At 47.2% G+C, this 22,752-nt stretch carries 18 protein-coding genes and 2 pseudogenes; 12 read left to right on the forward strand and 8 right to left on the reverse strand.

The features are described 5' to 3' along the window. Positions 1–53: 53 nt before the first annotated feature. Positions 54–1,142: an efflux RND transporter periplasmic adaptor subunit gene (locus tag LN737_RS14480; RefSeq protein ID WP_405519959.1), complete on the reverse strand. Its 1,089-nt coding sequence runs from the start codon at positions 1,140–1,142 to the stop codon at positions 54–56. 1,060 nt (positions 1,143–2,202) lie between these two features. On the opposite strand from LN737_RS14480, the pseudogene LN737_RS14485 reads away from it, so the two are divergent. The 7 genes and pseudogenes from LN737_RS14485 to LN737_RS14515 all read left to right on the forward strand — a co-directional run bounded on the left by LN737_RS14485 (position 2,203) and on the right by LN737_RS14515 (position 10,719). Further along, positions 2,203–3,697: pseudogene (locus LN737_RS14485) on the forward strand (xylulokinase). A 14-nt stretch (positions 3,698–3,711) separates the two neighbouring features. Next, entirely contained in the window at positions 3,712–5,043 is a 1,332-nt protein-coding gene (gene xylA / locus LN737_RS14490) for a xylose isomerase (RefSeq protein WP_405519960.1), read from the forward strand. Positions 5,044–5,189: 146 nt separating this feature from the next. Beyond that, positions 5,190–5,846 (forward strand): fructose-6-phosphate aldolase, encoded by a 657-nt coding sequence (gene fsa, locus LN737_RS14495; RefSeq protein WP_405519962.1) that lies wholly within the window; start codon positions 5,190–5,192, stop codon positions 5,844–5,846. Beyond that, positions 5,843–6,700: a transketolase gene (locus tag LN737_RS14500; protein WP_405519964.1), complete on the forward strand. Its 858-nt coding sequence runs from the start codon at positions 5,843–5,845 to the stop codon at positions 6,698–6,700. Before fsa ends, LN737_RS14500 begins: the two co-directional genes overlap by 4 nt. A 9-nt stretch (positions 6,701–6,709) precedes the next feature. After that, positions 6,710–7,666 (forward strand): transketolase family protein, encoded by a 957-nt coding sequence (locus tag LN737_RS14505; RefSeq protein WP_405519965.1) that lies wholly within the window; start codon positions 6,710–6,712, stop codon positions 7,664–7,666. Between the two features lie 47 nt (positions 7,667–7,713). Continuing rightward, the gene (locus LN737_RS14510) at positions 7,714–8,862 is read left to right on the forward strand and encodes a Gfo/Idh/MocA family protein (RefSeq protein ID WP_405520407.1); all 1,149 of its coding nucleotides are present in this window, start codon (positions 7,714–7,716) and stop codon (positions 8,860–8,862) included. Between the two features lie 207 nt (positions 8,863–9,069). Further along, a complete protein-coding gene (locus LN737_RS14515) occupies positions 9,070–10,719 on the forward strand; it encodes a 2,6-beta-D-fructofuranosidase (RefSeq protein WP_405519967.1) in 1,650 nt (549 codons plus the stop codon). A gap of 32 nt (positions 10,720–10,751) precedes the next feature. On the opposite strand, the gene LN737_RS14520 is transcribed toward LN737_RS14515, so the two are convergent. The 5 genes from LN737_RS14520 to LN737_RS14540 all read right to left on the reverse strand — a co-directional run bounded on the left by LN737_RS14520 (position 10,752) and on the right by LN737_RS14540 (position 16,061). Continuing rightward, positions 10,752–11,996 (reverse strand): hypothetical protein, encoded by a 1,245-nt coding sequence (locus tag LN737_RS14520; RefSeq protein WP_405519968.1) that lies wholly within the window; start codon positions 11,994–11,996, stop codon positions 10,752–10,754. A 148-nt stretch (positions 11,997–12,144) separates the two neighbouring features. After that, entirely contained in the window at positions 12,145–12,447 is a 303-nt protein-coding gene (locus LN737_RS14525) for a transcriptional regulator (protein WP_405519970.1), read from the reverse strand. Continuing rightward, positions 12,444–13,070, reverse strand: coding sequence for a hypothetical protein (locus tag LN737_RS14530; protein WP_405519972.1), 627 nt, complete (start codon positions 13,068–13,070; stop codon positions 12,444–12,446). Before LN737_RS14530 ends, LN737_RS14525 begins: the two co-directional genes overlap by 4 nt. Positions 13,071–13,230: 160 nt before the next feature. Beyond that, on the reverse strand, positions 13,231–15,600 hold the full coding sequence (locus LN737_RS14535; protein WP_405519974.1) for a PDZ domain-containing protein: 2,370 nt from the start codon (positions 15,598–15,600) through the stop codon (positions 13,231–13,233). A gap of 302 nt (positions 15,601–15,902) precedes the next feature. Continuing rightward, positions 15,903–16,061, reverse strand: coding sequence for a hypothetical protein (locus LN737_RS14540; protein ID WP_405519975.1), 159 nt, complete (start codon positions 16,059–16,061; stop codon positions 15,903–15,905). Between the two features lie 137 nt (positions 16,062–16,198). On the opposite strand from LN737_RS14540, the gene LN737_RS14545 reads away from it, so the two are divergent. The 3 genes from LN737_RS14545 to LN737_RS14555 are packed head-to-tail and all read left to right on the forward strand — an operon-like array spanning position 16,199 to position 18,693. Next, positions 16,199–17,227 carry an aldehyde reductase gene (locus tag LN737_RS14545; RefSeq protein ID WP_405519977.1) on the forward strand — a complete coding sequence of 343 codons (1,029 nt, stop codon included), beginning with the start codon at positions 16,199–16,201 and terminating at the stop codon, positions 17,225–17,227. Between the two features lie 6 nt (positions 17,228–17,233). Then, positions 17,234–17,890: an NAD-dependent epimerase/dehydratase family protein gene (locus tag LN737_RS14550; RefSeq protein ID WP_405519978.1), complete on the forward strand. Its 657-nt coding sequence runs from the start codon at positions 17,234–17,236 to the stop codon at positions 17,888–17,890. Beyond that, positions 17,887–18,693, forward strand: coding sequence for an AraC family transcriptional regulator (locus tag LN737_RS14555; RefSeq protein ID WP_405519980.1), 807 nt, complete (start codon positions 17,887–17,889; stop codon positions 18,691–18,693). The genes LN737_RS14550 and LN737_RS14555 overlap by 4 nt, the downstream gene beginning before the upstream one ends. Positions 18,694–18,717: 24 nt before the next feature. Here LN737_RS14555 and LN737_RS14560 read toward each other — a convergent pair whose 3' ends face one another. Beyond that, positions 18,718–19,743, reverse strand: coding sequence for a two-component regulator propeller domain-containing protein (locus LN737_RS14560; protein WP_405519982.1), 1,026 nt, complete (start codon positions 19,741–19,743; stop codon positions 18,718–18,720). A 478-nt stretch (positions 19,744–20,221) separates the two neighbouring features. On the opposite strand from LN737_RS14560, the gene LN737_RS14565 reads away from it, so the two are divergent. Both LN737_RS14565 and LN737_RS14570 read left to right on the forward strand, forming a co-directional pair. After that, positions 20,222–21,133, forward strand: coding sequence for an AraC family transcriptional regulator (locus LN737_RS14565; RefSeq protein ID WP_405519984.1), 912 nt, complete (start codon positions 20,222–20,224; stop codon positions 21,131–21,133). Between the two features lie 114 nt (positions 21,134–21,247). Continuing rightward, positions 21,248–22,005: pseudogene (locus LN737_RS14570) on the forward strand (aldo/keto reductase). Between the two features lie 242 nt (positions 22,006–22,247). Here the strand turns inward: LN737_RS14570 and LN737_RS14575 are convergent. Further along, positions 22,248–22,412, reverse strand: a complete 165-nt coding sequence (locus LN737_RS14575) for a hypothetical protein (protein ID WP_405519985.1) — start codon at positions 22,410–22,412, stop codon at positions 22,248–22,250. Positions 22,413–22,752 lie beyond the last annotated feature (340 nt).

The raw sequence follows: 22,752 nt of genomic DNA on the forward strand, positions 1-22,752 counted from the left end.
CAATTAATAATGGCTTGATAATGAGGAGAATTCATTATGCATTATCCATTCACTTACTCGGCATACAAACTTAAATTTGAGATAACAGACTCAGGCTTTACGAAGGTGTAGTCTATCTTTTCGTTTTCTTTTACCTGACGTAAGCCTTCCAGAAGGATCTTATCATCTTTAGTCAGACCGGATCGAACAACGAAAATGTGGGGCAGTTCTGCAGCTATGGTGATCTCCCTTGACCGGATTTTGTTGTCTTTATCCACGATATAGACGTACTTTTTTTCCAGAACTTCGAAGGTGGCTTTCTGCGGGATGATCAGGGCGTTTTTCATCGGTAGAGTCATTTGGATATTACCAGTTTCGCCGTGCCGTAACAGCCCGTTGGGATTGGGGAACGTAGCGCGGAAGGCAATGTTGCCGGTTTCGTTGTTGAAGTCGGCTTCAACGGTTTGCACAACACCGGGGTAATTAAACACCTTCTGGTTAGCCATCAGCAGATTGACGTGCTGTAAGTTTTCTTCCTGAGCGTGGGTTTTATAGTTCAGGTATTCGGCTTCAGGTACGTTGAAATACACCCACATTTTGCTGTTGTCGGAGAGCGTAGTCAGCAAATCGCCCTCATTGACAAGGCTACCGAGCCGCACCTGGAAATGGTCCATGATACCATCGAACGGGGCTCGTACCTCGGTGAAGCCCAGGTGAATCTGTGCTACGGATACTTCAGCTTTTGCCTTATCCAGCTTGGCTTTGGCCAGGGCCAATTCATTTTTCGAAACAATATTACTATCCGCCAGTAGTTTCGTGTTTTTGTATTCGACTTCCACAAAATTGGCTTCAGCCTGGGCTTTCAACAGTTCGGCCTGGTATTGTATAGGCAGAATTTGAAACATGAGCTGCCCTTTTCTGACGAGCTGCCCTTCATCCACAAAAATTTTCTGCAGGTAACCTTTCTCCAGAGCTCTTATTTCGATGTGCTGGATCGAATGAATCTGAGATACGTAATCGTTGGTGATGGTCGTATCTTTCCTCAAAGGACTGGTAACCTGATACTTGGTTTCCTCTTCCTTTTCTTCTTCTTTATGTGAACAGCTTGTATAGACTAACAAAGCGCAAACGCTCACAAACATGAGCATGATAATCCTCTTCATAGGAATCTTTTTTTTCACGAGACTTTTTTTATAATTTTTAATGAGTGGGCACCGGTTCACCTGATTTGCTGACGATTTATTCTATTTTTCAGCTCGGCAGTGGCTCGTTCGCATTCAGTTCTGACTGCACTTATGTTGGTTTCAGCATGATGTCCGGAAGGCGACCTTTAGGTAGTGCGCTCAAGACGGATAGGAAAATTTGCTTGCATAGAGAAAAATAAAATGAACGTAGCATGGTGGAGACGTAAGAGTGTTTTCGAGTACAAAAAAGGGTATATCGATTGATGGGATATACTGACCAGCCTGCTTCATGTGCGTATATACTTGACAGACGCTCCTGCTTTGGCCGACAAAATTCCCCGTACACCCGTGGAAGACTAAAGTCGGAAAGCAAAATCGAGGAGAAATACCTGCGTCGCATAACTTGTGTCAGAGCTACTTTTACACAAAACAGGCATTAAGAAATTAAAATGGCGTGAGAAGGAAATTAAAAAGTATTAGAAAGATGCTAATGTCAGGCTTGACTATTGGAACGAATAAGGCTTTTGTAATTAAAAAATGCTATTAATTATTTTAATGTGGCAATTGTTCTGGCGGACTGCGTTTTGGCATTAATGTCAGGGAGTCCGGCGGGGAGTTGAAAAAGTGAGTCTACAGGCGAAGAAAGACGTAGCACAGCGTTTATTGGCACTATTGGCAATAAATGTTCATGGCTTTCGAGATACAGTGACAAATTTTAATCTGGCTGATAAACCGGAAGATCAACAATCAATCTCACAGGCACGGGTTCATTAGTTCATATAATAAGTGCCTACAACCCATACAGGTAGTGGCCAATCGACGGTATGAATATTTTTTGAATAAAAATTGGTGTCATATTGACATTAATAATTATAAGTGTCAATTTTACATCCAATATTAAGTGTCATATATACACCAAAAGAATTATAGGTCTTTGTATGGGTTAGCTAGGTTGTCAGGAAGCTGTCATGCCGGTTAGCTTTCATCAACAACTATTCAGGAGAAATCATAAGCGAGGTACGTCTAATCATTGACAAAAATGGCATCCTATTTACTGGGTTATGATATTGGCAGTTCATCGGTGAAAGCTGCGTTAGTCGACGCCAATACCGGTCGATTAGTCGCTTCGGCCACCTCTCCCGATCAGGAAATGAAAATTCTGTCTCCTCAGTCAGATTGGGGGGAGCAGCATCCTGACGACTGGTGGCAGGAGGTAATCAACGTAACAGGTCGCCTGAAAAAAGCTTATCCGTTTTCTGGGGCCGATGTGCTGGCCATTGGTATTGCCTATCAAATGCATGGGCTGGTTGTGGTCGACAAAAATCTGGACGTATTACGCCCTGCAATTATCTGGTGCGATAGCCGGGCCGTGTCTATTGGGCAGCAGGCGCTCCGTGAACTGGGGGAAACGTATTGCCTGGGCGATCTGCTGAATTCCCCGGCAACTTCACAGCCTCTAAGCTAAAATGGGTAAAGGAGAACGAGCCACGGGTATATGAGCAGATTCATAAAGTCATGCTACCCGGCGATTACATTGCTATGCGCCTTTCCGGGCAAGCCCAGACGACCGTTTCGGGTTTGTCGGAAGGAATTCTGTGGGATTTTAAACGTAGTCAGGTAGCTCATCATCTGCTCGATTATTTTGAGATCGACCCTGCTCTTTTGGCCGACCATGTACCCACTTTTGGCTATCAAACTCAGGTTAGCCAACGGGCCGCTGATTTATTGGGGCTGAAAGCGGGCACGCCGATAACGTACCGGGCAGGCGATCAGCCCAATAACGCATTTTCACTGAATGTACTTCGGGCGGGAGAGGTTGCTGCCACCGCAGGGACATCCGGTGTGATTTACGGAATTACTACCGAAACGTCTTCGGACAGACTAGGACGTATAAACACTTTCGTTCACGTAAATAGCCAGCCATCAGACCCTCATCTGGGCGTTTTAGCCTGTGTGAATGGGACTGGAATTCTGAATAGCTGGCTGCGCCGACTGGTGGGTAATCTGCCGTATGAACAGCTCAATCAGCTCGCATCCCAGGCACCCATCGGCGCGGCTAATCTGCTGTTTTATCCGTTTGGAAACGGCGCTGAACGTATTTTGAGTAACGCAACTCCAGGGGCTAATCTGAAAAATTTAAGCCTGACAACCCATCAGATCGAACATGTTGTTCGGGCGGCACAGGAAGGGATTGTGTTTGCGCTTACCATGGGCCTTCACATCATGGAGTCGGTCGGTGTATCGGCCAAGGTGGTACGCGCTGGTCAGGCTAACATGTTTCTTAGTCCGGTATTTCGGGAAGCCTTCGTCAATACTACGGGCGCGACCCTTGAATTATACAATACGGATGGCGCTCAGGGGCGGCCCGCGGTGCGGGTGTGGGCGCTGGTATCTACGCTACGTTCGAAGAAGCCTTTACTTCCCTACAGCGGGTTAGCCTGACTGAGCCTGATCCATCATTACAGGCGGCTTATGCAGAAGCATTTGACCGCTGGTATTCTCAATTGCAATTAACTGAATCAATTTACGCATAATTCCCTGACCAATTATGGCAACTGTTACGCTAGGCGACAAAGCCTATTTTCCCGAAGTAGAATCTATCAACTACGAAGGTCCCAGATCAAAGAATCCATTAGCCTTTAAATGGTATAATCCAGAACTTATCATTGGGGGAAAAAGCCTTCGGGAACAACTCCGGTTTGCCATCAGCTACTGGCATACTTTCTGCGGAACCGGTGGTGATCCATTCGGTCCCGGAACCCGCGTGTTTGCCTGGGATCAGGACAATGATGCGAACGTACGGGCAAGGCTCAAAATGGATGCCGCTTTTGAATTTATCACCAAAATCGGTGCGCCTTATTACTGTTTCCACGACATTGATCTGGTCGATGAAGGGCCATCGGCAAACGATTATGAAAAACGGCTGGAAGCCATTGTGAATTACGCCAGGCAGAAGCAGCAGGAGAGTGGTGTAAAGCTTTTGTGGGGAACGGCCAATGTCTTTTCGAACCCACGCTACATGAACGGGGCATCTACCAATCCGGATTTTGCCGTTTTAGCGTATGCCGGAACCCAGGTCAAAAATGCCATTGATGCTACTATTGCCTTAGGTGGAGAAAATTACGTTTTCTGGGGTGGACGGGAAGGCTACATGTCGTTGCTGAATACCAATATGAAGCGGGAAGTTGAGCATCTGGCCCAGTTTCTGACCATCGCTCGGGATTACGCCCGTAAGCAGGGTTTCACCGGTACGTTCTTTATTGAGCCCAAGCCCATGGAACCTACTAAACACCAGTACGACTACGATGCGGCAACGGTTATTGGGTTTCTAAGACAGTACGGTCTGGATAAGGATTTCCAGTTGAACATTGAAGTAAACCACGCTACGCTAGCGGGCCACACCTTTGATCATGAACTACAGGTAGCCGCAGATGCGGGTATGCTGGGAAGCATCGATGCCAACCGGGGTGATTACCAGAACGGTTGGGATACCGATCAGTTTCCTATAAATCTCTACGAACTGGTTGAAGCTGCCCTGGTGATACATCAGGCAGGGGGCATCAAACCCGGCGGGATCAATTTCGATGCGAAAGTGCGCCGTAATTCGACGGATTTAGAGGATCTGTTTATTGCCCACATCAGTGGTATGGACGCGTTTGCCCGCTCCTTTATTGTGGCAGACGCTATTCTTCAGGATTCGGATTACCTAAAATTCCGTCAGGAGCGGTATAGTTCGTTTGACAGTGGTCAGGGAAAAGCCTTTGAAGAAGGAAAGCTGAGCCTGGAGGATTTACGCAGTTACACGCTGGCGAATGGTGAGCCACAGCTCCGCAGTGGTAAGCAGGAATGGCTTGAAAGCATTATTAATCAGTACATCTAATTTTCGGTTCATTCACACCTCAACCTGATGGATGCCGAAGGTCCCTTCGGCATCCACTCTAATGAATTTAGCCACGTAATGCTCCTTCCCAACCCACAGGGCCATTCACCGGCAGTAGCATCCTCATTCATTTCAACTACACAACCATGAAATTTTTTATCGACACAGCTAATCTGGCTGATATTCAGGAAGCTGCCGATCTGGGCGTACTGGACGGCGTAACCACCAATCCATCCCTGATGGCGAAAGAAGGCATTGCCGGTCAGGATCGAATTTTAAAACACTACGTTGATATCTGTAACCTGGTCGACGGTCCCATTTCGGCAGAAGTCATTTCGACGGATTACGAGAACATTATCCGGGAAGGAGAAGCCTTGGCCGCCCTGCACGCGAATATCATCGTCAAAGTACCGATGATCAAAGACGGTATCAAGGCCATAAAATACTTTACTCAAAAAGGCATCCGCACCAATTGTACGCTGGTTTTCTCGGCCGGACAGGCTTTGCTGGCCGCGAAAGCCGGAGCTACCTACGTATCGCCCTTTGTGGGCCGACTGGACGACATCTCCACGGATGGGATGGCTCTGATTGCGCAGATACGGACGATCTACAATAACTACGGCTTCCAAACTCAGATTCTGGCGGCTTCGGTACGTCATCCCATGCATATTATTCAGTGTGCCGAAATTGGTGCCGATGTAATGACAGGGCCACTGAGTGCCATTCTGGCCTTGCTGAACCATCCCCTGACCGATAGTGGACTGGCGAAATTCCTGAGTGACTATAAAAAAGTAAACGCATGAAAACAGATGAATTAAGCAAGGTAGCCACACAGGTGCGCCGGGATATTGTCAGAATGGTTCATGGGGTAGCCTCCGGTCATCCGGGTGGATCGCTGGGTTGTACGGATTTACTGGTGAGTCTTTATTTCCAGGCTATGGATTTGAAAACAGACGATCAGGGCTCGGTGGTGTTTGACATGAGCGGTTCGGGTGAGGATATGTTCTTTTTGTCTAACGGCCATATTTCGCCCGTCTTGTATTCGGTTTTGGCACGCCGGGGTTATTTTCCGGTTAGCGAGCTGGCCACTTTTCGTAAGCTGGATTCCCGTCTTCAGGGACACCCTGCTACGGCCGAACACCTGCCGGGAATCCGCATCGCTTCCGGCTCGCTGGGGCAGGGTCTCTCAGCTGCTGCCGGAGCCGCCTACGGTAAAAAGCTTAGGAAAGATGAGCACTTTGTTTATTGCCTGATGGGCGATGGCGAACAGCAGGAAGGCCAGATATGGGAAGCTGCCGCGTTTATTCCGCACAAAAAACTAGACAACCTGATTGCGATCGTTGATTTTAACGGGCAGCAGATTGATGGGCCAACGGACGTAGTGCTGAATAACCGGGATCTGGGCGCTAAATACGAGGCATTTGGGTGGAAAGTGCTTCATATGAATGGCAACAACACAGAAGAGGTGGTTGCGACCCTGAAAGCAGCCAAAGCGGCTAGTGGTAAAGGAACGCCCGTATGTATTATCATGAAAACGGAAATGGGCCAGGGCGTTGATTTTATGATGCATACCCACAAGTGGCACGGAACCGCACCGAACAACGAGCAGCTTTCGGCTGCCTTAGCTCAACTGGAAGAAACCCTCGGCGACTACTAATTCTGATCCATGATAACTTACACATTTACCGAAAAGAAAGACACTCGTTCTGGTTTTGGCGCGGGTATGGCTGAGCTGGGCCGCTCGAATCCGAATGTGGTTGCCTTATGCGCCGATTTAGTAGCCTCGTTGAAACTCGACGCTTTTATAAAAGAGAACCCGGACCGATTTGTGCAATGCGGAATTGCCGAAGCCAACATGATTGGCGTAGCGGCAGGATTGACGCTGAGTGGACTCATTCCATTTGCGACCACCTTTGCCAATTTTGGCTCAAGCCGGGTGTACGATCAAATTCGTCAGGCGGTAGCGTACTCAGGCAAGAACGTTAAAATATGCGTATCGCACGCAGGCTTAACCTTGGGTGAGGATGGGGCAACACACCAGGTGCTGGAAGATATTGGCATGATGAAATCACTGCCGGGGATGACCGTTATCAACCCCTGCGACTTTAACCAGACCAAAGCCGCTACCATTGCTATTGCTGACTACGACGGACCGGTTTATCTGCGGTTTGGCCGTCCTGTGGTTCCTAACTTTACGCCCGCCGACCAGCCGTTCGAAATCGGGAAAGCCATCCTGCTTAACGAAGGTACAGCCGTATCGATTATCGCCACCGGGCATCTGGTCTGGCAGGCGCTGGAAGCGGGCAAAATTCTGGCCGAACAGGGGGTCGATGCCGAAATCATTAACATTCACACAATCAAGCCGCTGGACAAGGAAGCGATTCTGAAATCTGTCTATAAAACGGGCTGTGTTGTCACGGCCGAAGAGCATCAGATGAATGGGGGCCTGGGCGATAGTGTGGCTCAGCTATTGTCATTAAACCATCCTGCTCCCCTGGAAATGGTGGCCGTAAACGATTCATTCGGAGAGAGTGGTACACCTGAGCAGCTCATGGAAAAATATGGCTTGACGGCCTCGTCCATTGTGGCCAAAGCATTGGCCGTTATTCAGCGGAAAAAATAATCAGTACGTATCCTTTATACTCACTACACATGAATAGAAAGTTACGAATGGGCATGATCGGGGGCGGAAAAGACGCATTCATCGGAGCCATTCATCGCCATGCTGCCAATCTGGACAGTACCATCGAATTAGTATGTGGCGCCCTGAGCATCAATCCCGATGTAGCCGTGGCTAGTGCTCAATCGTTGTTTTTGCCGTCGGAACGAACGTACCTGACGTATCAGGAAATGCTGGAAAAAGAAAGTGCCTTGCCCGCCGACCAGCGTATGGATTTTGTGACGATTGTTACGCCTAACTTCGCTCATTTCGCTCCGGCCATGCTAGCGCTGGAAAAAGGCTTTCATGTGGTCATCGAAAAGCCCATCACCTTTACGCTGGACGAAGCTAAAGCGTTGAAACAAAAAGTGGAGGAAACTGGTCTGCTGTTGCTACTTACGCATACGTATTCGGGGTATCCTATGGTGAAGCAGGCTCGTCAGATGGTTCAGAATGGCGAGTTTGGAAAAATACGTAAGATATGGGTAGAGTACCCACAAGGCTGGCTGAGTCAGCTCACAGAACGGGAAGGAAACGCGCAGGCTGCCTGGCGGACTGATCCCAAACGGTCGGGCAAGAGCGGCTGTATGGGGGATATCGGTACGCACGCGGCTCACCTGGCGGAGTACATATCTGGCTTGAAAATCACGGATTTGTGCGCTCATCTGTCGATAATGGTCGACGGACGTGCCCTGGATGATGATGGAAATGTGCTGCTGAAATTTGAGCAGGGCGCTACCGGTGTACTCATGGCTTCGCAGGTAGCGGCTGGTGAAGAGAATGCCCTGAAAATTCGGATTTATGGCGAAAAAGGCGGCATTGAATGGGCGCAGCAGGAGCCCAATACCCTTCTGGTAAAATGGCAGGATAAACCGACTCAGATTTACCGGGCCGGAACGGGTTATGCTCATACGTTATCCTCCTTTGCCATTCAGAACAGCCGTACTCCCGGCGGGCATCCCGAAGGGTATCTGGAAGCTTTCGGAAACCTATACCGTAATTTCGCTCAAACGCTGATGTGCCGTCTCGACGGGCTAACCCCTTCTCCCGAAGCGCTTGATTACCCATCGGTTGATGAAGGAATTCGGGGCATGGCCTTTATCGATAATGTCGTAAAAAGCCATCAGAGCGACCAGAAGTGGACTCCTTATGAACTCTAAAGAGTCTACGTACTGATTGTTCAGACACAGTTGATTTAGTAGAGCTTATTGCTTGATGCCTACTGCTTTTTCACCAGAATTTGTGAAAAGCAGTAGGCATTAACGTTTCAGCAGGCCATCAATTCTTTCTGCTGGCGATTCTGTCAAATGCAGCTCAAAAGTATAAATGCCTCAAGCCATACTTCAGCTTGTAATCACCTCAATCAGATGAAGTCAGCGTTAACACTCATTGCCCTAAGCGGGTTGATTTTGTGCGGTAGTTTTGTGCTACGGGCACAGCCGCTTTCGCTAAAAATTACCAAACGATACCTGAACCTGCCTGTGGCTCAAACCCAGCAGCGGGGATCCATGCAGTTCAGGATACAGGACAAACCCGAACGGTCATTCAAGATTCGTCTCGCTGCCGATAAGCCAGATTATTGGGTGTTCTGCGACGTATCGGCTCTTCAGGGAAAAACCATCACCATTAGCTATGACGGCCAGTCGGAGGGATTACGTAAAATTTATCAGGACGATAAAATTGCCGGTCAGGATTCACTGTATGCCGAAACCAAACGTCCGCAGTATCATTTTTCTACCCGCCGGGGCTGGATCAACGATCCGAACGGAATGATTTTCTATGAGGGCGAGTATCATCTTTTTTATCAGCACAATCCATACGAACGGGAATGGGAAAACATGTCGTGGGGACATGCGGTGAGCAAGGACATGATTCACTGGGAAGAATTGCCAACGGCCCTGGCGCCCGATAGTCTGGGTACGATGTTTTCTGGCTCAACCGTTATCGACTACGCAAATACGGCAGGCTTTAACCAGGGAAATGTGCCCGCCATGATTGCCCTGTTTACGGTCGACAATCCGGACAAACAGATTCAGTGTATGGCCTATAGTCTGGATAAGGGCCGCACCTGGACAAAATATGCCAAAAATCCGCTGATCGATTCAAAAGCGAAGTGGAACAGCAAGGATACGCGTGATCCGCGTGTGTTTTGGTACAAGCCCGGTAAACATTGGGTGATGGTGCTTAACGAGCGGGACGGACACTCGATCTACTCCTCAAAAAACCTGAAGGAATGGACGTATGAAAGCCACGTAACAGGATTCTGGGAATGCCCCGATCTGTTTGAACTACCTATAGATGGCGACACTGGGAAGACAAAATGGGTTATGTATGGCGCTTCCGCTACGTATATGATTGGCACTTTCGATGGGAAAACCTTCACCCCTGAATCGGGCAAACATTATTATACCAGCGGAAGCATCTATGCCGCGCAGACTTTTGCCAATATGCCTGAAAGCGACCCCCGACGTATTCAAATCGGGTGGGGCCGAATCCCGCAACCCGGAATGCCCTTTAACAACCTGATGCTCCTGCCTACCGAATTACAGCTTCGTACTACCAAAAACGGGCCGCGCCTGACTAGTGTGCCGGTCAAGGAAACGGAGCAACTGTTTACTCCAGTTCTACAGGAATCGTCACTGAGCGGAGCGGAAGCTACTGAGAAATTGAAATCGGTTACCCAGCTAGACCGCTTTAGGCTAAAGACAACCCTTAAATTATCACATGCCACCAGTGCAGGCGTTTCTCTGTTCGGTCAGCGGATACTCGATTACGATCTTAATTCCAATTTGATAAATGGGGTTTTCTATTCGCCGGAAAACATGACCAGTATGGAGATTACGGCCGATATTTACGTTGATCGATCCTCCATCGAGGTATTCATCGACGGGGGTGCTTACTCATATTCCCTGGAAAGAAAGCCGACTGCCACGAATAAGGAGGGTCTGCAATTCTGGGGTAATCGTATTGATGTTAAAGAACTTAAGCTGTATACGGCCAAGTCGATCTGGAAATAGACGCTTTGGCTGTATTGCTTTTGCTGGCTACGTTACTTAAACCCAAACAGCAGCGGAAACCCAAACAACACGAAACTTGCCCAAAGGCAATAAACAGGCAGGTACAGGGCAATGGCTCTTCCAACACCAGCCAGGCTGCCTTTCTGTGTAATAACCTTAAAAAGCTGCACAGCTACGAATAGTAAATTTAAGAGGATCAGGACGTTACCACCCAGAACGGCGGCCCGGTTCGGTGTTATTCCCCATTCTGAAATCCGAAACAGGATGGCCGATAAGGCAATGCCATTCACGAGTATAGTCATGCACGATAGCAGGAAAAGAACCCAAACTTCCGGCTGGCTTTTAGCTGCTTTCGATGTTTCGGCTACGGAAAAGAAAATGATGGCCATAACACCAATTAACAACGCATTAAACATCAGCAGAAACTCCCGATCGTTGTAGGGGTCTTTACCCGAATAAATGATAGCGATGAGATAAATGACCAGCATTACCAGTACCAGCGGACAGAATAATTTAGCCAGAACCGGCGACACTTTATCAACTAGTTGCGGATTGGTCTGAGTCAGATACGTGCCCACAATAGGGGCGGAGGGAAGTCCAACGATGACAATGTAATTGAAATAAAAATTTTTGATATCCAACCCGATCAGATTAAAAAGGCCAACGGTAATACCGGTCATGATACCGCCTGCTATCAGGATGAGACCTGTCATCACAATCAGATCGCCGTTATACTTTAAGTAGCCTAGCCGCTTCTCTACGTTATTTCGCGTCTCACCAACAAAAGCGAACCCGACTATCGACCATAGAAACAAGGGCAAATGGATGCAGGATAACAGTAAGGTGTCGCTCTTTTGTACATCCGGCAGAAAATTGATGAATAGCAGGCTGACAAGAGCAAGGGCAGCTATACAGGCAATCTTGCCGCCTGCTAATTTATTTTTCCAGGCAAAGTATAGAGCCAGCGCTGGGAAAATAATAAACCCGACATTTCTGGAATAGAAAAATTCTTCATTCACCGACAAGATTGCCGGCAGCTTTGCAATCAGACCCGCCACTAGTGAAGCAGCGGCCACAACGATCAGTTCTTCACTTGTTCCCCAATTGATGCCATCACTTTCATAATTCAGCCGTTCATTCCAGAAATCGGCGAGCGTATTGCCTTTAATGTCTGGATAGAGCGAGACAAACGCCCGCTTGAAAAGCACTTTGTTCGTTTGGTAGAGCTTTTCGAGCTGCCTGGGCTGGTTTAAATAATTGAGTATTTCGTCTTTCATGAGTTTATGTACGTTTCGTTAATATCTATTCTGATCAGTTAGAGTGGCTTAGTCTTCTAAGGCACTTTGAATTTCAAAGTAAACGTGCAAAAAAAATCGGCCTATCATTCGTGGCTTCATTTAGTTGAAAAATTTAGTCGGGACTACTTTATTCAGCAATGCCCTTTATCAATTTTTCCAGGGCATTCAGGTGGTCGTTAAACGCTTGTCGGCCAAGCTCCGAAGCGGCATAACTCGTGTTTGTTTTTTTGCCGATAAATGCTTTTTCGACCTCAATAAATGCTTCTTTTTCCAGGGCTTTCAGGTGGCTCGCCAGATTGCCGTCCGTCACGTCAAGAAATTCCTTCAGTGAGTTAAAATCAAGCCTGTCATTGACAGCCAGCGCTGCCATAATGCCGAGCTTAATCCGGCTTTCAAATGCTTTATGTAAACCACTGATCGATATTTTCACCTTTCGTACCGGTAATGCATATAAATGCCGTACATAATATGGAAGACGCCAAACCCTAATGCCCATCCTAATACGCTGTACTCAACAAAGTAGGCACTAAGTAAGCCCAACCCGATCTGAATCAGCCCTAAGCTTTTCACTTCTTCGTAGGTGAACTGGCCGGCGTTATATAAGGCTAGTCCATAAAATACTAGCGTACAGGGGATTATCAGGCCAACTAACCCGTTAGCGAGCAAAATCAGGATCAGAAGCCCACCGGCGACGAGTGGAACCGCCATATTGATTAGCAGCCGACGGGTAATCGCATGCCATAGCTTCTGCCCCTTTCTTGCCGCCTTTTTGTAGGAAAGCAGAATAGCGGTGCCTACAGCGAGAATCAATATCAGAATGGCCAATAAAATAACTTTCAGTAAATCAGAAGATAAGCTCCCAGCGAGCGGGGTGTTATAGACAAGTTTATCAGGAGCAAAATCAAATACGCTATAGGCAATGTAGGCCCCCGTCAATGCATACAGACCAGCCATGATGCCTGCCCAACCAGCGAGCGAGAGAAATTTGGAAGACCGCTCCATCATCGAGCGTATCTCGGATAAATCCCGAATGTAATCCTGTTCTTTCTTCATCTGAAAGTACTTTGAATTTCAAAGTTAATTTGAAATTTGCAGTTATACAAATGTCGCCGGATGGAATAATCTGCTTCTACTGCCAGTCGCCAGAATAACTACCACTAATCGATTGGAAAAAGCTTCCAAAGTAGCGAAGGCTATCAAAGAGGAGCCAGTTTTACTTGATAGGTAGATTCAGGTCGATCAGTTGCTGGTTCCGCATGACACGTACCGGAATAGCGCTCATAAAATGGAGCTGTTGCTGGATAGTTGTCAATTGCCCGATCGTTGCTACGTCGGTACCATTGACCGAGCGGATCACATCGCCCTTTTGTATACCAGAAGCCGCCAGCTTACTCTCTTTCAGTACTGTCAAAACCACGATTCCATGCTCGTCCGGTAACCCAAAGGCGGAGCGGTCACCCAAGCCCTGAACATTACGTATCTGTATGCCTAACCAGGTCATTTCTGTTACGTTCTTCTCCTGTTGCAGGTTGATGAGTGTCGGCAATTTGGGTGTATGGGCCATTGCACGCAAGGAGGCTTTCTGAACGCCAAATTGATTCATCGGGAAATTCTGAAAGCCAACGGTCAGCGCCGGACTCGCTTTCCCTACCCGATAATCGCCCCGGTCGGGATTAAGGAATTGCGGATCACCGAATCGGCTGTGCACATCCGTATTACGTTGCTGAGCTGATTGTAAGGCGGGCGGGTCGGGAAACAGGTTGTAATCCAGTGCTTTACCCCAGTAGTTGATCTGAATCGGAAAATACGGACGCATAACAATGTTTTTCCTGAAGATGTCATCACTGTTTTTAAACCATACGTGTGGATGGAAGGAGTTGTTCAGAATAACATTGTTTTCGGCAGTACGATAGAATCCTTCCCGAAATTTCAGCCCGCCATTCAGGAGTACATTGTTATAAATGAGATAATTACTACTTCCGTCATCCAGATCAACATCCCACCCATGATCGCAGCGAAATCGATTATTACGTATAACAACTGGTTTCTGAGCATCGAGCCTGACTAATTCCGGGTGAGCAGCCACGAGGCTATCCATCGTCTCTCGGTTTGGATGCCAGAAGCGGTCGCGCCCCCAGGAATTAAATGCACCATGATCACCGGTTTCCAGTACCGTCTCGAACACATCATTGAATTCTAACAGATGCCCGCCCCAGGTTCCATCGCCGATGTTGATGCCCGCCCGTGGCACATGATAAATGGAATTATGACGTACCGTAATGTCGGAAGCCATCGAAATTTCGACGCCCGTTGACTGTTTTTCAATCTCGCCAATGTGGTGGATCAGGTTGTCTTCGGCAATACAGTGGCCCGGATACCGGTTATTTTTTGGCCCCGGTCGAAGGTCCATGTCAGCATAGGGGACAAACCGCTCATATCGGAACGCGGGCGAACGTACCGCCGACGTATCACCAACAAAACCAATGGCTGTAGCCCCAATGTGATGAATATAGCAGCTCTTCACGGATGCGTTACGATTGTACCGACTGACCAGTATGGCATTACTGCCCAGGTTAGTCAGTTCGCAATCGTCGATACGGCAGTCTTCGGTATTTTCCAGATAGATGGCCGCCCCTCGATACAACATCCAGTCACTACGTAGCAAAGGCTCGTAAGCCTCCATAAACGTACGTTCGGTATTGACCAGCCGAAGCCCCTGAATACGAACGTGACGTAGTGGCGCATCTGGCATTCCGGTTAGCTGGATTAATGATTTCAGCTGCGATACCTCCACTACGGCGGTTGCCAGATCGATTCCAGCCGGCGGAATTACCGAAAGAGTCTGAGTCATTCTGTCGTAAAACCATTCACCGGGCGCGTCCAATTCTTCGGCAATGTTCTCGACAAACCGCTCCTTCGGATGCAGGCCCATCGGGCGGTTATTCTGCCAACCTCCTTCATAAGTTATTGTATCGTTGTGCTTGCCTGTAATCCGGTAGTGGAAATCGCCCCATTCGTGCCTGTGAAGCGCATGGATGTAGCCGCCCGCCGGGTTTTTCCACCTCTTAATGCGCTCTTTGCTGATAGCATCGGCGGCTGTTCCATTAAAAAAACGAGCTGTCGAATCGTAATTCGGGTAACGAGCCAGTGTCTGCTTCTGACCATTGATGAACAATTGCTCGAAGGGTTCTCCCGTTACGGTAGCGGTCCAGATACGTTCCCCGCTTTTGTGCCAGTTTAATCGGAGCTTACGTCCACCATTGAGTTCCACCTGCTCATTGTTATAGGCGCTGATTAACAGCTTTTTAGTGCCGATAATCTTTGGCTCGATACGTACTGGTTGCGGCAAATAATAAACGCCTTTTCGCAGAAAGATCTGCACCTCGTTTTGTGGGGCTGTTTTTACTTTCTCCAGCGCTTTACCAAGCGTTGCCAGGGGGGAAGTCAGCGTACCTGTCTGTTTATCATCTCCCGCAGGAGCCACAAAAAGACGCGTCTGTGCAAACGTCAGCGAAGACGTAGTCAGCACCAGCAACACTATTCGTTCAAGCGTACCCCTTGACCATTGGCGCCAGCTAATCATGTTCTGTAGCCAGGATTTTGATCAAGGTTTCCGCCCGTTTGAAGGTAAAGCAAACGGCGTCTTCAGGTTTATTCCATATTCGTTCCATATACTTTCCAAGCGGTCGTCTGGGAATTGAGTGTAGTGCGATGATGCCCACGCTCCACAAATATATTCTATTCAATCTCGCAGGAGAGCGGTATTTCTGGTAAACTTTGCTGCATATCAAATCAACGTACTATAGTGGCGGGGTAAACGGTCATGTTCAAAACTATAGGGGGCTATCACTTGATACGTGTAAACGTTCGTGATAAATCCGTTTTTCAGGTTATACCGTCTTCGCACAATTCCCCTTTCCCAAATATGGTATTCGAATCTTCAGCGATTGTCCAGCTATATCGTTGTCTGAAACCGGGTGCATCCCGCCACCAGTTCACTACGTTATTGTCAATGGATACGTTGTATTTTCTTACGCTGTTCATTTGCCACCGATACACGCCTAAGACCCAACAACAGGTTAGAAACATTTGGACTTTTCAACAATCAACTTTGGCCTTTTAAACAAACAGACATCCCATCTCATGATTGAACTTTGCGGTATCAACATGTCAATCATAAAATGGAAAATAAAGAGACCGTATTGGTAACGGGAGGTTCTGGATTCATTGCGTCGTATTGCATCATCGCTCTGCTCAGTGAGGGGTATAACGTGAAAGCTACGCTACGTTCGCTTCAAAAAGCGGAATCAGTAAAACAGATGCTCAAACAAGGCGGGCTTCGCTCAGTAGGCGGTCTATCCTTCGTGGAAGCTGACTTACAGAATGAGCCAAGCTGGGCAAAAGCCGTGGAAGACTGCCAGTACGTGATGCATGTCGCTTCGCCAACACCGCTAACGGATGCACAAACGGAGGATGATTTTGTTATCCCGGCAAGAAACGGGGTACTTTTTGTGCTTCGGGCAGCCCGAAACGCGGGCGTAAAACGAGTGGTGCTTACGTCGGCTTTTGGGGCAGTGGGGTTTGGTACCATAAAAACCACGCCCTATACTGAGCAGGATTGGACGGTATTGAACGATACGGTATTTCCATATCAAAAATCAAAAACCATTTCGGAAAAAACGGCCTGGGAGTTTATTCAAAATGAAGGTGCTGGCATGGAGCTTGCCGTGGTCAATCCGACCGGAGTGCTGGGTCCCGTTTTATCGGACGATTTTTCGCATTCCATTCAGAATATTAAACAAATGCTGAAAGGTGAGATGAAAGCCTGTCCTAAACTGATTTCGGGTTACGTGGATGTCCGTGACGTAGCTGACTTGCATTTGAAAGCCATGACAATGCCACAGGCAAGCGGTCAGCGCTTTATTGCAGTTGCAGGCGAAGGATTTTCCCTGTTGGATATCGCCAATGTGCTTCGAGAAAATCTGGGTGAAAAAGCAGCGAAAGTTCCAACCAGAGAACTACCTAACTGGCTCATTAAAGTACTGGCGCTACTCATTCCAAAACTGAAAGTGGTTGAACCGTATCTAGGCATGATCAAAAGAGCAAGCAGTGAAAAGGCGATCACTCAATTAGGCTGGAAGCCTCGTTCTGCCGAAGAAGCCATTTTAGCAACAGCCAATAGTTTAATCAAACTGGGTATTGTCAGCTAAACAGCTATGAAACTAATCATTACCGGGGCTACTGGATTAGTAGGCGAAGGCGTTTTGCTGGTTTGCCTGGAAAACCCGGCAGTGACCGAGGTGCTTACCATTAACAGAAAACCACTTGCCCGTAAACACGAAAAGCTGAAAGAGCTGATCGTAACCGATTTTTCAGAAATTGAACAGTACAGTGAACGACTGAAAAACTATGGTGCCTGCTTTTTTTGCGCCGGTGCTAGTTCGGTTGGCGAAAATGAAGCCTCGTTTACAAAAAAGACGTATGATTTTGTGGTGCCGTTTGCCAAGACGCTTTCCGGAATCAATCCTCAACTGGTGTTTATTTATGTTTCAGGAAACCGTACTGATAGCAGCGAGAAGGGAGACGTGATGTGGGCCAGAGTGAAAGGGCGAACCGAAAATGCGTTGCTGAAACTGCCCTTTAAAGCCGTCTATGCTTTTCGTCCTGGATTTATGAAACCGGTCAAGGGGCAACAGAACGTACGGCTGATTTACCGTGTTTTCGAAGCGCTTTATCCATTATGGCTATCCATTTTACCCAATTGGACCTGTATGATGCGAGAAGTAGGTCTGGCTATGATTCATTGCGTATCCAGAGGGTATGACAAAGCCATTTTAGAAGTGCAGGCTATTAAATTGCAAGCAAAGCCATGAAAGTAACGGAAATAAAATCGTGTTTTGTCGGACCTGCTCTGTCACCGGAACAATTCGTTGCCGAACATTTCTTTATATTTTTGGCTAAAGGAATTATGAACGGGTATGACGGCACTAAGCACTATACTCTCCGGGCTGGTGAAAGCTGCCTGGTCCGTAAAAACAGACTGGCTCGCTATAACAAAGTAAGAGACAATAACGAGTTTGAAAAAGTCGTCTTCTTTTTTGAAGAAGCCTTTTTGAGAAATTTCCAAAAAAAGCACCACGTTACGTTTCAAAAGCACTCCTCCAAAGACGCTTTTATCCGACTCAAAAAAGACAAGCTATTGAATAGTTTTCTGCTGTCGCTGGAGCCTTATTATACTAGTAGCGGAAGTGTCAGCACTACGTTTTCTGACTTAAAAAGAGAAGAATTGCTGCTTATCCTGCTGGCCATGCATCCCGACTTATCGGATGTGTTGTTCGATTATGGCGTTCCGGGCCGGGTAGACCTGGAAGCGTTTATGCAGAAGAATTATAAATTCAACGTAAATCTCGAACGATTTGCCTTTCTGACCGGGCGCAGTTTGTCGTCCTTCAAAAGAGATTTTAAAACTATTTTCGATGAAACACCCAATCGTTGGTTGGTAAAACGGCGGTTGCAGGAAGCCTGTTTCCTGATCAAAGAAAAGGGTCAAAAACCCACCGATATCTACCAGGATTTAGGCTTCGAAGATTTATCGCATTTTTCGTTTGCGTTTAAAAAGGAGTTTGGAACAACCGCCACCGCACTTTATGAACAGGGGGCGCTTATTCGCTGCTAATAAGTTTAGCTTAATAACGACTGCTTACTTTTTAAAGTCGGTCACAGTTTTTCCATCATAACGATACACGCCATCGGCGCCGAACCATATATTCCCTTTATCGTCTTCTAAAATTCCAAAAATCATCCGTCCTTCTCTTGGATTTAGTTCGGTGACCGTGGGCGTTTTGTTTGACAAGGTCGTTGCATCAAACCGGGAAAGTGCCCAACCCCAGTTGGTTTCGGAACTTGTCCACAGATTGCCCTTTTTATCTTCGTAGATATACCCGACAAAATGCTGGGTTAGATTGGTAAATGTGCGGCCGTCATAGCGCCAAAGGCCATTAGTGCCACCCAGCCAAATAGTACCTTTTCTATCTTCAATTATCGTGCGAACATTAATAAACGGTTGACCCTGATGGGTTAAAACGGTAAATGTGTTGCCGTCATATGTATAAGCATTGTCCCTGGTGCCAAACCAGAACCTGCCTGTTTTGTCTTCAATTATAGAATTAACCTCATGTGGGGGACGTGTAAAATCCGGAAACGTTTTTCCGGTTCTATCATCAGCCATTGAATCTTCCTTCAGCAAAAAATTTCGAAAGGATTTCCCATCGTAACGACTGACTCCGCCATTTGCACCGAACCATATATTGCCGATTTTATCTTCATAAATACAAACAATCTCATTATTCAGCAGTCCATCCCTGGTTGTGAAATTTCGAAAGGATTTTCCGTCGTAATAATAAACGCCTGAGCCAATAGAGCCGAACCATAAGTTACCTTTCCGATCTTCTAACGCCGAAAAAAAGCGAGCTGAACTCACGTTACGTGTCATATTGGTAAATGATGTTCCATCATACCGAAAAACACCGTCAAATGCAGCCATCCAAATGTTACCCTTTCGGTCCTGCCTGATCGTACGAGTGATCTGAGCAGGTCCGGAGGAAGTGATAGCCTCTTTAGGTTGGGACTTGATAAGATCTATTGGCAAGTTAGTTTTAGGTTGTCCTTTACAGGTCGTGTAAAAAACAATCAGCAACAACGCGTATACGGGTACGTATTTCATCATGAGTTCTTTTTGTAGCCAAAGAATTATGAACAAACCTACACGTCTTCGTGCTGGGATGAAGTTAATGGCTTGTAAAAGAATGTTAATGAGATGTTAAGAAAGGAAAATTCCCCAATGTGTACTGGCTGACTGCTCGTACGATCTCTGTTTTGAAAAAAGGGTATGTAGGGCTCATGATTTCCAGGGAAGTAGTTCAATTCTGTAGGTTCGAGCCGTGGAAACTGAAATAGCTCAGGAAGGTTACGTTAGCAATAGAGCTTTTTCTTATTAAAACTATACAGCAACAGCTACGTCATGACCGATCGATTTGTCGATTTAAGATCGTCCAGGCGTGTGCCATTAAGTTTTTGTCCCTTCGCCTATCTGGATACAACAAACCGTATTATAGCTACTATTAGGAGAAGGGTCTGCTGTAATTTTGTGGTGTTGTTTAAGTCAAAGACGACAACGAATCGTTCTGACAAAAGCACGTTATACGATGAAAAAGGAAGAAACAGACATTCGGGTTATTGAGTCGATAAGCCAACTGCATCGGCTGCTGCATCTGCCGAAGCCAGAGCACCCGTTGGTGAGCTTGATCCACCTGGAAATCATAGCCGATTCCCCTCAATTAGGCCATGAGCGGATCATTTATCCCTTTTTTCAGATATGTATGAAAAAGAATTTTGAGGGGAAGTTGCGGTATGGGCAAAATTATTATGATTTTGACGAGGGCGTGCTTTCTTTTATTGCGCCTGGGCAGTTGCTGGCCAGCGACGTGGTAGCTCACGAAGGCTGGGTTTTCCTGATCCACCCGGATTTCCTGCAAGGCTACCCGCTCGCCCGAACCATTCGGGAGTATGGATTTTTCTCCTACGAAAGTACTGAAGCCTTGTTTGTTTCCAGTAAGGAACAACAGCTTCTCGAAGCCATCCTTGGGCAGATTGAAACCGAATACCGGGCCAACCTTGACAGCCATAGTCAGGCGATTATCATTACGCAAATTGAGCTGTTGCTGCACTATGTCGAGCGTTTCTATACGCGTCAGTTCATCACCCGCAAAAAGGTCAACAACGACCTGCTTAGCAAGCTGGAAAACGTCCTTTTTAGCTATTTTCATGGCGACCAGGTGATGGAAAAGGGCTTGCCGACGGTTGAATTTGTCGCTGGTGAGCTTGGTCTTTCTCCGCATTACCTAAGTGATTTGCTACGTAACATGACCGGTCAGAATGCCCAGCAACACATTCAAAACAAGGTCATTGAACGAGCGAAAAGTATTTTGAGCACGACCAATCTGTCCGTTGGGGAGATCGCTTACCAACTCGGTTTTAAATACCCCCAATCGTTCAACAAGTTTTTTAAGAACAAGACGAACCTATCCCCCCTGCAATTCAGGCAATCATTTAACTAAATTTTTATTATGTCAGATAGTAAGAGCAAGGCTACTTTCCTGCTGGGAGGTGACCTTGAAGTGAACCGTATTGGCTATGGTGCCATGCGCATTACCGGTCCAGCGATCTGGGGTATGCCCGAAAACCCCCAAAATTCTATTGATGTTCTGCAAAGGGCTGTGGAACTTGGTGTAAATTTTATCGATACGGCCGATCAGTACGGTCCATTTACCTCGGAGCAATTAATCGCCGAAGCCTTACACCCCTATAACGACAAGATGGTCATTGCGACCAAAGGCGGACTCGTTCGGTTTGGTCCATGGGCAGACATCCACAACGATGCCAGCCCGCAGCATTTGCACGATGCTCTCGACGGCAGTCTGCGTCGGCTTAAACTCGACCGTATTGACCTGTACCAACTCCACCGTATCGACCCAAAAGTACCTGCCGACATCACCTTTAACTTCCTCAAACAAGCGCAGCAAGAAAACAGAATACGACACATTGGCTTGTCAGAGGTATCAGTGGAGGAAATCAAACAAGCACAGACTTTTTTGAGGTCGTTTCGGTTCAAAACCGGTACAGCATTTACAACCGGGAGTGGGAGTCGGTACTAGATTACTGCGTGCAGCAAAACATTGCCTTCATTCCCTGGTTTCCCATCGGCGGTGGCCTGGACGCTCGCAGCGAAGAAACGCTTCAACGCATGGCTGATTCAAAGGGCATCAGCGTTCACCAACTGGCCTTGAGTTGGCTGCTGCATCGGGCGGAGAATATCTTGCTTATTCCCGGCACCTCTAATTTATCCCACCTGGAGGACAACATGGCTGTGGGTGACCTTGTACTAAGCCAGGCTGAAATGGCTCAGTTAAATGAGCTGTCGGCCTATTAGATAACAGGAACAGGGCAGACCGTCTGCCCTGTTCTCTGCTGAAAATAGACCCTGAATAGTCGGTTTGTTTCTGCCATAGATCGAATAAACCCTCATTTGGATCCCCTTGAAATAACTTGATACTACCTGTCTGGAATAAGTTCAGTGCAATAGAACAGGTAGATTTGCACGTACTGAATTTACTACGTTCATTCATCACCAAAATGGGATTGATTTCATGTGCCCTGATTAATTTATTCATTCTATCTGAGGGCAACCCCACTGCCCGAACCATAGCCCTTCGCACCTGACAAGCGTGTATCTGCAACGGCTTTATAACCGGCATTCCCAATCAGTAACGCTTCTGCATTGGGTATTCGCCAGGGTTTGTGCACTACGCCACTCAGGGCAACTCGTGCTTTGAGCATTCTTTGTTTCCTGGGCAACTGCCACAGAAACGTCGTACCCGCATACCTGTGGCCCGAAAAACGGCATTCGCAATGGCTGCGGCCACAGGCTTGCAGCCCAGCAGTATTGCCGGGGGAGGCTTATTATTGATTGGTCTTTTAAATTAGCAACACTATCAACCGGAGAGAAAAGGGTGGTACGTTATCCAAAGGAAAGACGGACTGTCTCGTCTCCTAAAACCTCACTTCAGGCTGTAGTCGCTATCTATTTTTGAACAAAACCAGGTTTTCTCTAAAGTCGTGACAGCTACAGGGATTCAATGACTGGCTTTCCGTTTGCCGTTGGATAACAGGTACTTAA

Source organism: Spirosoma sp. KNUC1025 (genome assembly GCF_045160025.1).
Taxonomy (GTDB): domain Bacteria; phylum Bacteroidota; class Bacteroidia; order Cytophagales; family Spirosomataceae; genus Spirosoma.

Bases quoted from the DNA above. Each gene is read 5' to 3' on its own strand.
- LN737_RS14480 (WP_405519959.1), bottom strand. From the start codon at position 1,142: ATGAAGAGGATTATCATGCTCATGTTTGTGAGCGTTTGCGCTTTGTTA.
- xylA (WP_405519960.1), top strand. From the start codon at position 3,712: ATGGCAACTGTTACGCTAGGCGACAAAGCCTATTTTCCCGAAGTAGAA.
- fsa (WP_405519962.1), top strand. From the start codon at position 5,190: ATGAAATTTTTTATCGACACAGCTAATCTGGCTGATATTCAGGAAGCT.
- LN737_RS14500 (WP_405519964.1), top strand. From the start codon at position 5,843: ATGAAAACAGATGAATTAAGCAAGGTAGCCACACAGGTGCGCCGGGAT.
- LN737_RS14505 (WP_405519965.1), top strand. From the start codon at position 6,710: ATGATAACTTACACATTTACCGAAAAGAAAGACACTCGTTCTGGTTTT.
- LN737_RS14510 (WP_405520407.1), top strand. From the start codon at position 7,714: ATGGGCATGATCGGGGGCGGAAAAGACGCATTCATCGGAGCCATTCAT.
- LN737_RS14515 (WP_405519967.1), top strand. From the start codon at position 9,070: ATGAAGTCAGCGTTAACACTCATTGCCCTAAGCGGGTTGATTTTGTGC.
- LN737_RS14520 (WP_405519968.1), bottom strand. From the start codon at position 11,996: ATGAAAGACGAAATACTCAATTATTTAAACCAGCCCAGGCAGCTCGAA.
- LN737_RS14530 (WP_405519972.1), bottom strand. From the start codon at position 13,070: ATGAAGAAAGAACAGGATTACATTCGGGATTTATCCGAGATACGCTCG.
- LN737_RS14535 (WP_405519974.1), bottom strand. From the start codon at position 15,600: ATGATTAGCTGGCGCCAATGGTCAAGGGGTACGCTTGAACGAATAGTG.
- LN737_RS14540 (WP_405519975.1), bottom strand. From the start codon at position 16,061: ATGAACAGCGTAAGAAAATACAACGTATCCATTGACAATAACGTAGTG.
- LN737_RS14545 (WP_405519977.1), top strand. From the start codon at position 16,199: ATGGAAAATAAAGAGACCGTATTGGTAACGGGAGGTTCTGGATTCATT.
- LN737_RS14550 (WP_405519978.1), top strand. From the start codon at position 17,234: ATGAAACTAATCATTACCGGGGCTACTGGATTAGTAGGCGAAGGCGTT.
- LN737_RS14555 (WP_405519980.1), top strand. From the start codon at position 17,887: ATGAAAGTAACGGAAATAAAATCGTGTTTTGTCGGACCTGCTCTGTCA.
- LN737_RS14560 (WP_405519982.1), bottom strand. From the start codon at position 19,743: ATGATGAAATACGTACCCGTATACGCGTTGTTGCTGATTGTTTTTTAC.
- LN737_RS14565 (WP_405519984.1), top strand. From the start codon at position 20,222: ATGAAAAAGGAAGAAACAGACATTCGGGTTATTGAGTCGATAAGCCAA.
- LN737_RS14575 (WP_405519985.1), bottom strand. From the start codon at position 22,412: ATGCTCAAAGCACGAGTTGCCCTGAGTGGCGTAGTGCACAAACCCTGG.